Raw genomic sequence first — 13,249 nt, 5'->3', positions numbered from 1 at the left:
ACAATAATTGTGTGCCAATTTATTTACAAAATTATCTATACTTTATTTAATTTCTAATTAATACGTGTTATCAAGGCTCCAAGTTACAGAAGCTGAAAATGATTTTCCAGCTGCATCTGCGCCTGAGTTAACAACTAATTTAGTATTATTTAATTTTGTTGCGAAACCACCCTTAACAGCGTCTGCTTTTGTTTTACCAAGGATTGTAGCGCCAGTTGTATTACCCGCTTCTAATGTTACGTCTTTACCCACCATGATATTGTTTGGATCAGGAAGTGTTCCTACGTTTCCTTCAACTGGATTCGGATCAAAGTCATTTGTTCCCGGATCAACATCACCGATATCATATGACTGTGGATCTTCTAATGAAAACGTTAATTTTGCTGGTAATTCAGACGCAGTATTATCTTTAGAAACTAATTTAGACATTGATGCAGTCACTTTCCAAGCAGAAGTTTCTGCGTTAGCTTTTGTTTCGCCTCCACCTTGTACTGGTGTACCAGTTCTGTCATCATTGACAACCAAATATTGGTCCCCTTTGACTACATTGCTGTATGTAGCAATATTAGCAACAGCTTTTTGTTTACCAAAATCAAATTCAGATGGAGTCCAAACCATTGCTAAGTTATCTTTAAATGGTCCAGTTCCAGGATTTAGGGGGCCATCTGTTTCAAAACGGATACCTACATCTGTATTTTGTTTTTCAATTTCTGCTGCATGAGCTGGTTTTGCAGAAACCATCAATGTTGCTCCTGCGATTAATGTTGTTAATGCTAATTTATTCAAATTTTTCTCACCCTTCTTATTTGCGTAAATAAAATTGGCGACAATTATTGTTGTAAATTGTTCACAGATATTTCTCTAAATTTAACCGATTAAACCGATTTGATTTTTTAAAAGCATAAACAAGTAAATAATCAACCCAAGACTGATCATAGTTACAGCTAATAAGCTAAAGTTTATGAGGAAATTCGTCTTTTTTTGCTTTAATTTTCTTGCTAAAAATACATCTCTTGAGAGTGTTATTAGAAAAAATATTAATGCAGTGGAGGAAACGCCTCCCAGTATAAAGACCCATAGATAATCTATCATTTTATTCTCCTATACATTGATGCTATATATTTTTTTTAAGCTAATCACACCTAACACAACGATCAAAGAAGTGACACCTGATAAAAGTAAAATAAACGAGGTGACAATATTGCCCAGATTAGGTAGATAGCCTGTTTTTGATCCATTTATATCAGGCTTAACGTCGTTGATTGAAGGTTCAGAGGTTTTTGGTTTTTCTGCTTCATTATTCTTTTCAAACGAAATTCCTGCTTCTGTCTTCCCCTCATCATTCATTGCATACGTTGTCGAGCTAGATAAAATCAATCCTAATTGGCAAACAATTAGTAACACCAACCACTTACTTTTTATTTTCATTCTTACTCACCAACTTTTCTTTTACTCTTTTTCCCATTAGGTCCTTTAACTTTTCTTTTAGATTCTTTGCCTTCTTTATTTTTCCGTCTTGCAATTCTAATTTTTTTCCAAACTTTTTCCCATTTTTGTCTTCTCAAAAGAATAGCTGTAGAAAGTAAGACAACCAGAGCTAATAGAACAATTGTCGTTGCTTTTATCCAATCAGGTGTAATGATTTTAAACGTACTTTCTTCATTTATTTTTTGTGCTTGTTGATTTGTAATTGTAAATTCTTTACTTAATTCCCATTCCTGATAATCATTATTAGCTACTATGCTTAACAGGTATGTACCCGTTGGCACTGAATTGATTCCCCAGTCCATTTCAAAATCAAAATGACTATTCGGAGCCATCATGTAATTCTGGACTGTTTTCTTTTTTATGACGTCATCCGTTCCTTTTTTCGTCATCGTTGCATTAATAGTTAAATTCTCAAGTACTTTAGCCGTTGGATTTTGTAAATTTGCCAAAATCATTTTTTTCCCACGCTTCATAGATGCTTTAACAGAATTTAGGTTTAACTTTTGCGCATTATTGAATTCATCACCTGATTCTGATGTAACGACTCCTACTCGATATGAAAATTCTGTCGTAACACCCGCTTTTTCTTTTTCACCACGATCTAAAGAGAAAACGAGTGTCCCCATTTTTACCCCTTGATAGCTATCTTTGGGTGGTGTTAATTTAACCTGCACTTTTTTTTCTTCATAATTAGCGACTGTTATTTCAGGTGTGTCGATTTTCAATAAAGAGGTTAGCGGATCTTTCAAGGTAACATCATATTTAGAAGGATCGTTTACATACTCGATCGTCCCACCGTCTCCTGTGATGGCATTCGCACTTGAAATTTTTATTTTAACTGGTTCCTTTTTGGTGCTTTTCACTCTAACTTCCAGCGTTTGTTCTTCCCCTGGCTTCGTACTTACATAAAAATAGCTTTTTTCCGGATCAATTTGAGTTTTAGGCTGAACAAGGGAAACTGTGTATCCTAATTTGTCATCATTACCTGCTGCACTCACTCGATCACTATTAATGAACAAAGCTATAAAACAACAAATCACAATATACAAGGTACTAGATTTTTTCATGAAACAATGATCTCCTAACTTATTATATTTACTCTTTTTTCAATGATTGAACGACAAAATCAATAAAATAGTTGTCGGTTTCTTCCTTACTAATACGTTGAATCAATTCAAAATCCCGTTCATAGAAATAGTCCTGCCAATGGCTCAAAAACTCAGTTGAGTAAGCTTCTACTTCTTCTATAGTTTGAAAGGGACCTGCTTTTTTTATCTGTTCATTTTCTTCATATAAAACGTTTTTTTCTTCATATAAGTATTTTGTGATAGCGAATATAATGAAGATAACTGTTGCAGAGAAAATGAAGAGTGTAAGGAACACAGGCCAAAGTAGTATAGTTAATAACTGAATCGGAACAATCATTGAACACAAGATAAAACCTGCTAATGAATACTTCATTACTTTCTGTTTATTTCCAGCCCGCTTATTTTGTATGTAAAATAATAAAATCAGCAGGGCATTTAATGTCAGCAATAGAAAGGCACTAAATGAATAGATATATAGCTCATTCAAATAATACGTAATCATAAATAGTAATTGAATGATGAACTTTCCCCCTTTATCTACATAGAAATAGGCTTCTTGATAAAAATTCATAAAGAAGGTGAAATAAATCAACCAGCTAATAAAAAACAGTCCCTCTCCGATGTAGTAAAACTTATATTGTTTAAAATAATTCATCATAGAATGTTCCATCCATTTCTTTTTAAATTCCAAAAGGTTAGCCTATATAACTTTAATGATCATAGGTTAATTGATAGCCTTGTGTTCGAATAATTACTACTTTAAAATGTTCTTGTTCTTTTAGCTTTTCACGAATTCTAAAAATGATATTGGCAATCCTATATATTTTCTGAGTCATGATTTCCTCATCTGAAAAGAGTTGCTCCGCCATCTCTTGATACGTTACGACACCCTCGATCTGGTTATATAACATACTAATCACCTTAAACTCAGATCTTGTTAATCTTATTTCTTTTTTATGAACGACTAAGCTAAGTTTTTTTGAATCAAGATAATGTTCCTCCGTAGATGGGTCTACTGTTGAAGACTTCTTCAAATGATGTTTATACCCCATTGCATTCTTGATTAATACACTTAATTTTCTTATTCCTTCTCTCTTTTCTGCTACTCCGATAACAGAAGTTTTGCATATATGGTGAAAGAGCTTGATCATTTCCTCATTATAATTGGGACAATATATCCAGATAAAAAGTGAATATCTCTCTTGAATATCGATCAACCACTGAAAAGCTTCCATGTAATCTGAATCTTCATGAAGATTAATAATCAATCCATCTAAGTTCTTCACTTGGTCCTTGTCTGTTAGTTCCATCAATGAGCAGTTATATTTTTTTATCGTTTCAGAAATCAAAGAACTTTCAGATTCTGACTCATTCCCAATATTTATCAAACCAATTATGTCTTTCATAAACTATCCTCGCTATTCTTTTTTTTACATTTTTTTAACAGCCTAGTTTAATTTCTAAAAATTATTATTTTCCATGAGACAAAAGTGATTATATCAAATGAAAAAAATATAATTCCGCTTTGAAATCGTTTACATTATACTTTTAAGTTCTTTTTTTCTTCATTTCTTTCTTTGATTTGTTCTTGTATAATAGAGAAAATTATAAGGAGGGATTCACTATTACTAACATAAATGTTTATATTATAGAGGATGATTTTGTTTTCAGAAAAAAAGTACAGGATTTTATTAGGTCATTAGCATCTACTAATACTCATTACTCTTTTAAAATTATTTCAGTAGAAGAAATAAATCAATTTTATACAGAAATACCTAGATTATCGTTAGATGATAATGATCTCTTTTTTATTGACATTGATTTACAAACGTATTTTTCAGGAATTGATATCGCCAAAAAAGTCAGACAGATTAATGCACACAGTTTTTTTATTTTTCTAACGAATAGAGAGGACAAGGGAATCGAGATAATCAATCACAAGATTCAAGCATCCTCCTATATATTAAAACGAGCTCGCCTAGATAAACAATCTGTTGAGAATGCTTTTTCTACTGTTCTATCTAAGATTATTCAGAGAACCCAAAATAGAGACGTTTACATCTCTCTCAACAATTACGGAGAAGCAATTTTTTTTAAATATGAAGAGATTATTTATATTAAATCTCTTTCAACTATGCGCAATAAATTATTAATCAAAACAATTAGTTCTGAACAAATAACAGAGGGATCAATTAGAGATGTACAGAAAAATATTCATTCAAACAAACTCTATACAGGTTTAAAATCATATATTATCAACTTAAATCATATTGCTTCATTAAAGCATCCGATAGGATTAGTTACCTTTGATGATGGAAGTGAATTAGAAGTGGGTACGCGGATTATAAAAAAACTAAAAAAAATGTTATGAAAAATTTCAAGAAAAGAGGAAGAAGATGGATTCAGCATCAGTTACTAATTTAGTTACTGCATTATTCGCTTTTAATCTTTTACAGTTCAGCTGGTTGATTGGTTATAAAAAATATTTAAATTTGCGACAAGTTGTTTTTTTAACATGTTTTCTTTTTTTTCAAGTGTTTTCGTACCTTTTCTTCGAAATTCCTAGTTCAGGCTATTTCTTTATGCCTTCAATGTATTGGTTCATTCCTTTTAGTATTCTTGAGTCGATTTTTATTGTTTATTCTTTAAAAAAAATTGCTTTGGCTGCTTTTTATATCACTATACAAAACATATTGATCCTTCTTTCTTGGTTACTTACGTGGGAACTATTAAATCTTTTTTGGTTTTTTAGACAGCTAGGTACTTTTATTACCTTAGTCGTAATGTCTCAGCAACTATTGTTTTTTGCTTTGATTTTGATCAGTAAAAAAATTAATTCTAAATTCAAGATTTTGGAAACTATCTATCACCTTCCAAAAAAATTTGCAGAAAAAGCGATTATATGTATCGTTTCCCTATTTTCTCTCATTATCATTAGACAGTTAATCCTAATAAAATTTGAATTTGTTCATTTCTTTTTTCTTATCATTTTAGTGTTTATTTTCACAAGTGTGTTTTATTATATTCTTTACCTTATCAGTCGTTTTTATCAACAACAACAAAGCATTGAACTTCTGTCGAGAAAATTTTTTCGAGAAGAAGAACGGATTGAGCTAGCGAATGAATTTAGACATGATTATCGGAATATCCTTCTAAGTTTAGTCACGTATCTCGAACAAAATCAAGTTGAAGAAGCGCTTGCTTATGTTTCTTCTATCATTGATTACTCTAATACCTTTATCGAATCAGATTACTTTACTTACGTTTTTATGATCGAAATTCCACCTGTTCAAGGATTACTTATCAATTTTTTTGAAAAGTGTAATGAAAAACAAGTACCTGTTGATTTTACTGTTAATCAGAAAATTTCATCAGAAAATATTTCCATTGGTCTTTTAGATTTTATTCGATGCTTATCTATCCTTTTAGATAATGCTTTGGAAGCCTCGATGACTGTAAAAAAACCTCAAATCCAGGTAATAATAGAAGTTCGTGAACATTCTATTTTTGTAGAAGTTAAAAATTCATTTGATCACACTCTTGTTTTCGAACAAATACTTAAAAATAACTATACAACAAAAGAAGAACATCAAGGGAAAGGCTTGTACATTTTTACAAAGCTCTTAAAACAACATAAAAAAGCCTCCTATTTATTTAAACAAGAGAACAATCTATTTATTGCTAATTTTTCATTACCTAAAAAGATTATCGTTGAAAATAAAACAGCTTCTGTAGATTAAGTTGGTAGAACATTGACATAAAAAATCAGCTTTCATTATTCAGATTCTATACTTTCTGATATTGGTGAGAAATCAAGACAATCTTATATAAATAGTATCAAAAATACCTTTTTGACTATCAAACGTAATTACATGTTCTTTCATTCCGCTATTTTCAAATCAGCAACAGTAAAAAAGCGTCTAGAGCTAAGTATTTCAGTTCTAAACGCTTTTTCATTGTTCCTATCTTATTTTCTTTAGAGGTCAATTAAGCTAAATACGTCACAGCTATTTCTTTATAAATATCGACCATTTCCAAATAGTTATCCACATCCACATATTCGTCCACTTGGTGTGGTGTTTCATTACCTGGGCCAAAAATAATCACAGGGAAGACTTGTTTGCCTTTGGTAAATTCAGCGGCATCTGTCGTGCCAGACACGCCAACCATTGGAATATCAACGTTGACTTGTTTTTTCGCTACTTCTTGAGCGATTTTCGCAATATCAGAATCTTTTTCGCTTTTCACTGAAATTTTATTTGCTTCGATACTTAACGTTAAATGATACGTATCTTTTTGGTTTAGCTCATCAATCAGTTCATTCATTTTTTTAATAACAACGTCATTATCATAACCAGGGATCGTTCTGATATTTCCTTGAAGACTGGCTTCACTTGGAATACTGTTGATTTGTTCCCCACCAGAAATCATCGTTACATTATAGATAAAATCGCCTAAGACTTCATCTGTATGAACTTCACTACGGAATAATTGGTTCGCTCTTGAATAGAAATCATTTAGGTGATCGATTGCATTTACACCAAGTTGAGGCATTGAGCTGTGGGCATTTTTACCTTGACTGGCTACTTTAAAATTGATCGAGCCTTTGTGGGCATAAACGATACCTGCATAACCAGAAGGTTCACCGATCACCATTGACGTCACATCATCCACGTAGCCTTCTTTGGTTAATTGTTCGGCTCCTAATTCGCCGACTTCTTCACCCACTGTGGCGATTAAACGTAAACGTCCGTTAAAATCTGCTTTTTCTTCTTTTAATTCAATCATTGCAATTGCCATAGCGGCTAACCCACTCTTCATATCACAAGTGCCGCGACCATACATCTTGCCATCACGAATTTCAGGTTTGAACGGATCAGAGGTCCAGTCAGAAACATTTCCTGCTGAAACGACATCCATATGTCCTGAAAATGCTAAGACTTTTTCACTATTTTTATTACCGATTTCAACGATTAGGTTGTCACGGTCTTTGTCATATTCTAAAAAGCTTGAGTCGATTCCGTGTTTTTTGAATAGTTTGCTTAAATATTCGGCGACTTCTTTTTCATTGCCGTTGACTGATTTGATTGCAACAATGTCTTTTAGGATTTGGATTTTTTCTTGTTTTTCCATTATGTTGGCCTTCTTTCATATGATTCATTCAGTTTCTCATCGTGTGTGAAAAAAACTGGATAAATTTGCTTACAGGTTAACTATACACCTAAATGGAACATTCGTTAAATAAAAGTGGTTATTTCGGGAAAGATATCTCCTATTCTCAAAAAAAAAAACAGCCATCATTTCTGATAGCTGGTCTCCATTTTATTCATCAAAATAATTCCCAGGAACTACATTGATCGTTTTCGTCCGTGTATCCACATCTTCCACATAAAGCAATGACGTATAATCTTCGATCGCACGTTGTCCTTTAAATTTAGATTCCGCAAATACAGTGATCCCAACAAGTTCAGCCTCAAACTCTTCGATCAAGCTCTTCATTCCATTAACAGTGCCGCCGCCCTTCATGAAATCATCCACGACTAACACTCTTGAACCACGTTTTAAACTGCGTTTTGACAGTTCCATCTTTTCGATTCGTTCAGATGAGCCTGAAACGTAATTCACACTAACTGTGGAACCTTCCGTGATTTTTGAATCACGACGCACGATTACAAACGGAACATTCAAGTAATACGAGACCGCTTGAGCGATCGGTACCCCTTTTGTCGCCACTGTCATAACAGCATCGATTTGTTCCCCTAAATATTTAGAAGCAATGATTCTCCCAACTTGGCGCAACAATTCCGGCTGTCCTAATAAGTCAGAAAGATAAACATATCCTCCTGGCAACAGACGATCTTGTTCTGACAAACGCTCACACAAAGCCAATACCAATTCTTTTGATTCCTCATATGGAATTTCCGGAATAAAACGAACACCTCCGGCAGCTCCTGGAATTGTTTCAAGAATTCCTGTCCCTCGTTGTTTAAATGTTTTTTTGATGATTGCTAAATCTTCACTGATCGATGATTTAGCAGATTTATAGCGCTGTGCAAAATGGGTCAAAGAAACCAATGTATGGGGATGATCCAACAAGTACTGTGTCATATCAATCAATCGTTCGCTTCTCCGAATTTTAGAATCTGTCACTTCTTCTCCTCTTTCCTTTAAGGTTTATTATTCACAAGAATAATTACTATCCCTTATTTTTTATAGGTTCGTTATTCATTATTTTTCAACAAGTAAAATAAATGATACTTCCTCATAATCTATCGTTCCTATTATAGGGTGTTTTGTAAAAAAAATCGAGTATTTTTTGGCAAAATCGGAAAATAGTTCGCAATTTAAGAAACAAAAAAGAAGATAAGAGGAAAAACTTTCGTTTTTCCTCTTATCTTCTATGGTGTTTGTTCTACTTGCCATAAAATTGTTGCACGATATTTTCCTGCCTGAAGAACTTTCCATGCAGGCGTCTCTAACAAGAGGCCTGCCTGATTTTCATCCCATTCATCACTGATATTATATGAGCCTTTTTCCCCATGTATTCTTTCCGCTATCGGCTGTCCGATATCTTCTGATAAGGTTACTGTCTCTGTCTGACTTACTTTATATTTCAATGCTGATGGTAATTTTTGCGTTGGATCTTCAACACTCGTTAAAGCTTGCTTCAGTTTTGCCGTTAAGGTCCACTTGCTCGGATTTTCTCGATTGTCCCATATAACCAGAGGCTGATCATATGTGGCATTCTCTACTCTTATAAATGGTATTCCTAAATTTTTTCGGCCAAAATTTAAAAACTTTGGAGAATGTTGAACAAACAATCGACCTTTAAATTTATACCGAATTGTATATTCCTCTTTTTTTATCGGGATTGCTGTTTCATTTTCTGGCTTTTGAACCATTTCGTAGTTTTCTTTCAAAATGGTTTTAATGGTTTCTTGCACTTCCTTTTCCTTTGTTAAATCAATACTTGTCCCAATCTTTCCCTCCAAAGAAATTGATTTTTGCAGAGGCCTTTCAGCTTCATCATTAAACTCTATAATGACAGTTGATGTTCCTTGAATTATTGAAAGAGTGATGCCAAGTTTTACCGTTGTATTATCTGATGTATAAGTCAAAATAGTTTCATAGTTCTTTTCATCAGGAATGGTTCCAGGATTCGGCAACGAGTCTACTGCTATATTGATTAAACTACTATTCAATTTCTGTAACGTTCCATCCTCATCTGCTTGCCATAATACTGCCGATGAATCTTCTCTAATACGTTCAACTAATTCTTCTGTTGTTTTCGGATACTCAGTATTAAACATTGTGATACTTTTTGCTGTAATCAAGTGATCATCATTATTTGACACTAGCTGTCCTTTAGCTTTGATATATAATGGAATATCCAGATAACCTATATTGCCGACCTCGTCTTCCAACGCTAAAGTAAACTTTGATGGTCCTTTGGAACTAACGATTTGTTTAAAATCTTGTCCTGCTTTAGGATAAACTAAAATCTTATCTTTTACCGTAATATCATCATTCCATGATTTTAAAAATAGTTTGTAATCTGGCGCTTGGGCTAAGCTTTCTGCATCATACTGATCTATTACTGTGATTTTGCCCACGCCTGTAGGTGCTTCACTATCAATTAGATACTTGCTTGTATTACCATCGACTTGTTTGTAATTAGCACCTGTCAGGTTACTATTAATTGAAGGCTCATCCAATGATGTTAACCCTTCAGTCTTAATCTTGAAAGAAACATCCAATGTGTTATATTCAAACGTAAGGTTCCGAATATTTATACTTAAAATATTATTCGTAAGCTCTGGGGTTGCTTCTTGATCATTTACTTTAAAAGAGCCTTTTTGATAAACTTGTCCTGGACTCAATTTAAATTTTAGTTTTGGTTTTTGTAATGCTTGTTTCCCTGCAACATATTTTCCGAAATAATTTACGGTAAGCAGTGTGTCATTTTTAACCATGCTAGTTTCCGTCAGAGGGGTATTTGTTTTATCTACTATCTCTAATGAATCGTTATAATAAATCAAGCCTGGAACACTTGAAAACAAAACTTCAGCAAGCTCTACTTGATTCCCAGTCGAACCAGTAAACCCCCAATACACATTATCAGAATCAAACGTATTACGTGGAATCGTCACAGTGACAGCGTCTAGTCCCTCTAATTGATAGGTTAATTCCCCTCCTTTGCCAGATTTATAGTTCGCAGAATGCCACTCTATTTTAAAATTACGCCATTGATTGTCACCCAATTTAAAATTTGGATATTGAACGTTATAATGCTTTTGGGTATTGACATTACCATTTTCAAAGTACGTATAGTTATCTTCTCTTTCTGGAAAGCTATAGGCAACATGACCTCTACCACCATTTGGAGACAAATCTCCATCAAATGGACCGTCAACGCCGTCATTATAATACGTGTCCATCTCTATAACAAAACTTTTTTCAAGTTGATCTTGTAAACCGTTATCTTTCTTCGATGCGTAAACACCTAATCCTTTTCCTTCCAATCCTGTAAACTGTTTTGTACGCTCCTTATCATTATGCATTACAAATGTGATCCCATCGGCACTACCATCAATTTTGACATACATTTCAGCTGTAAAATCTTTACTAAGATCTAACAAATTTTCTTCTGTTGAAAAAATGCTTCCCACCTGTTTCGTTTCTTTTTTTGTGATAATAACTTTATCATCCGAAACAAAACTATTTGCTCCTTGAGGAACTTTAAAAAGTCCCTCAAGGGGTACTCCTGTAATATCTGCATAATTCGTCTCATTTTTTATTTTATCTACATTGGGGAATTTAGATGAGATTTCCTTTTCCGTCTGTATCTGATCCGTATTAGCTAATTTCGGAGCAGCCGCGACTTCCTCTTTTAAAATAACAGCAAACAAAGAAATAAAAAACAAAAACACAAAAACAAAATAATAATTACGATTCATTTTATCGCCCTTTCTTTTCTTGATTAACAAGCTTATTAAATATGTATATATTATATTATAAAATGTATTTAAATATTAATCAAAAAAGATTAAAAAAACATTTGAAATAGATTGCAAAAAAAAGAGACAAGAAGGCGAATGAGCTCTCTTATCTCCTATTAGTCTATACACATTTATCTTTGACTCATCTTCTTGTTTCGCTGCATCGTTACAACCACTTTACGAACAATACTTACAAGGATAAATAAACCGATAAAAATCAATGTGATGCTGGCACTTGGCGGTGTTTCTAAATAATAAGACCCCGTCAATCCTGTTAACATGCCAATCAATCCCATGATAACACTAATAATAATAACCGTATTAAATCCTTTACCGATCCGCATACCGATCGCAGCAGGTAAAACCATAATCGCCGAAATCAATAACGCCCCAGCAATTGGAATCATCACTGCAATCGCCACACCTGTAATCACATTAAACAACATCGACATCCAATGAATCGGCAATCCATCCACATGAGCCGTATCTTCATCAAAGGTCAACACATACATTGGACGTTTGAATAAGACAAACAAAATCACTAATACTACAAACAGAACTGCTAAAATAACGACCTGTTGCCACGTGATTGTCACGATCGATCCAAATAGATACGACTGAATACTAGCCGCTGAGTTCCCTCCGCTAAGGTTCATCAACACCAGAGCTAAAGCTAACCCACCAGACATTAAAATCGCAATCGAAATTTCCGAGTACGTACTATAAATCATTCTTAGGTATTCTAAAATAATAGCAGCAATGATTACGACAACCAGTGTCATAATATCTGGATTCCAATTTAAGAAAAATCCTAAAGCAACTCCGGCGAGTGATACATGAGAAAGAGTATCCGCCATTAAAGATTGTCTTCTGATCACAAGAAACACACCTAGCATCGGTGCGATCACCGAAATAAAGGTTGCGGCTAAAAAGGCTTTTCTCATGAACTCATATGAAAGCATCTCCACTCCGAATCCTCCTTCCGAACTAAACGAATTTGCCGATCAGCATATGATTTGATATCTTCATGATCATGAGTGATCATTAAAATCGCTTTGCCATGATCATGCGCATTATGCCGTAAAAGACGATAAAACTCATTTCTAGATGTTTCATCCATCCCTGTTGTTGGTTCATCTAAAATAAATAAATCAGGATCTGTCGCAAAAATACGAGCTAAACTGATACGTTGTTTTTGTCCGCCGGAAAGTTCCCCAATCCGCTTATGGCGCATCTCCCACATACCAACTGCTTTCAACGCTTTTTCCACATGTTGATGATCTCTTTTAGTTAGTGGTTTAAACCAGCGATTACGGGGAAAGCGTCCTGAACGAACTAACTCGATCACCGTACTTGGAAACCCTGCATTAAATGACGCCACTTGCTGAGGAATATAGCCAATACTTATTTTTTCCCCTGTGGTATTTTCTTTTGCGATCGTGATTCTCCCTTTAGTTGGCTTTAATAACCCTAAAGTACTCTTGATCAATGTTGATTTCGCTGCACCATTTTCCCCTGTTAGAATCACAAATTCGCCAGGATCAACATGGTAAGAAACATCTTCTAAGACCGGCTCATCATCATAATAAAATGTGAGGTCTTTGACTTCTAGATAATGCATGATCATCCTCCTTTTTAAACCTTATAAACTACTTAAAACGGGAGAAAAAACTG

Annotated in this window: 13 protein-coding genes; 2 read left to right on the top strand and 11 right to left on the bottom strand. The window is 33.9% G+C overall.

What is annotated here, in order from left to right:
* Window positions 1-57: 57 nt before the first annotated feature.
* The 6 genes from AC4BB5_RS00650 to AC4BB5_RS00625 form a co-directional block, all read right to left on the bottom strand.
* Window positions 58-741 (bottom strand): WxL domain-containing protein, encoded by a 684-nt coding sequence (locus tag AC4BB5_RS00650; protein ID WP_490459009.1) that lies wholly within the window; start codon window positions 739-741, stop codon window positions 58-60.
* 126 nt (window positions 742-867) lie between these two features.
* Window positions 868-1,092: a hypothetical protein gene (locus AC4BB5_RS00645; RefSeq protein ID WP_490457535.1), complete on the bottom strand. Its 225-nt coding sequence runs from the start codon at window positions 1,090-1,092 to the stop codon at window positions 868-870.
* 9 nt (window positions 1,093-1,101) lie between these two features.
* Window positions 1,102-1,428 carry an EF2685/EF0750 family sortase-dependent surface protein gene (locus tag AC4BB5_RS00640; protein WP_490457534.1) on the bottom strand — a complete coding sequence of 109 codons (327 nt, stop codon included), beginning with the start codon at window positions 1,426-1,428 and terminating at the stop codon, window positions 1,102-1,104.
* Between the two features lie 2 nt (window positions 1,429-1,430).
* Window positions 1,431-2,555, bottom strand: a complete 1,125-nt coding sequence (locus AC4BB5_RS00635; RefSeq protein ID WP_490457533.1) for a WxLIP family cell surface protein — start codon at window positions 2,553-2,555, stop codon at window positions 1,431-1,433.
* 28 nt (window positions 2,556-2,583) lie between these two features.
* On the bottom strand, window positions 2,584-3,234 hold the full coding sequence (locus tag AC4BB5_RS00630) for a hypothetical protein (protein WP_490457532.1): 651 nt from the start codon (window positions 3,232-3,234) through the stop codon (window positions 2,584-2,586).
* Between the two features lie 52 nt (window positions 3,235-3,286).
* Window positions 3,287-3,982, bottom strand: coding sequence for a helix-turn-helix domain-containing protein (locus AC4BB5_RS00625; protein ID WP_490457531.1), 696 nt, complete (start codon window positions 3,980-3,982; stop codon window positions 3,287-3,289).
* A gap of 182 nt (window positions 3,983-4,164) precedes the next feature.
* Here AC4BB5_RS00625 and AC4BB5_RS00620 point away from each other — a divergent pair, with 182 nt between their 5' ends.
* Both AC4BB5_RS00620 and AC4BB5_RS00615 read left to right on the top strand, forming a co-directional pair.
* A complete protein-coding gene (locus AC4BB5_RS00620; protein WP_490457530.1) occupies window positions 4,165-4,947 on the top strand; it encodes a LytR/AlgR family response regulator transcription factor in 783 nt (260 codons plus the stop codon).
* A 25-nt stretch (window positions 4,948-4,972) separates the two neighbouring features.
* Entirely contained in the window at window positions 4,973-6,316 is a 1,344-nt protein-coding gene (locus tag AC4BB5_RS00615) for a sensor histidine kinase (RefSeq protein WP_490457529.1), read from the top strand.
* Between the two features lie 247 nt (window positions 6,317-6,563).
* On the opposite strand, the gene AC4BB5_RS00610 is transcribed toward AC4BB5_RS00615, so the two are convergent.
* The 5 genes from AC4BB5_RS00610 to AC4BB5_RS00590 form a co-directional block, all read right to left on the bottom strand.
* Complete coding sequence (locus AC4BB5_RS00610; protein ID WP_490457528.1) at window positions 6,564-7,709, bottom strand: ArgE/DapE family deacylase; 1,146 nt, start codon at window positions 7,707-7,709, stop codon at window positions 6,564-6,566.
* A gap of 189 nt (window positions 7,710-7,898) precedes the next feature.
* Window positions 7,899-8,726: a pur operon repressor gene (gene purR, locus AC4BB5_RS00605; protein ID WP_082265986.1), complete on the bottom strand. Its 828-nt coding sequence runs from the start codon at window positions 8,724-8,726 to the stop codon at window positions 7,899-7,901.
* A 248-nt stretch (window positions 8,727-8,974) separates the two neighbouring features.
* The gene (locus AC4BB5_RS00600) at window positions 8,975-11,533 is read right to left on the bottom strand and encodes an L-type lectin-domain containing protein (RefSeq protein WP_490457527.1); all 2,559 of its coding nucleotides are present in this window, start codon (window positions 11,531-11,533) and stop codon (window positions 8,975-8,977) included.
* A gap of 173 nt (window positions 11,534-11,706) precedes the next feature.
* A complete protein-coding gene (locus AC4BB5_RS00595) occupies window positions 11,707-12,543 on the bottom strand; it encodes a metal ABC transporter permease (RefSeq protein ID WP_348921438.1) in 837 nt (278 codons plus the stop codon).
* Complete coding sequence (locus AC4BB5_RS00590) at window positions 12,516-13,196, bottom strand: metal ABC transporter ATP-binding protein (protein ID WP_490457526.1); 681 nt, start codon at window positions 13,194-13,196, stop codon at window positions 12,516-12,518. Before AC4BB5_RS00590 ends, AC4BB5_RS00595 begins: the two co-directional genes overlap by 28 nt.
* Window positions 13,197-13,249: the final 53 nt, after the last annotated feature.

This window comes from Enterococcus sp. AMC1252, from assembly GCF_058216515.1.
This window is presented reverse-complemented; position numbering and strand designations above follow the sequence as displayed.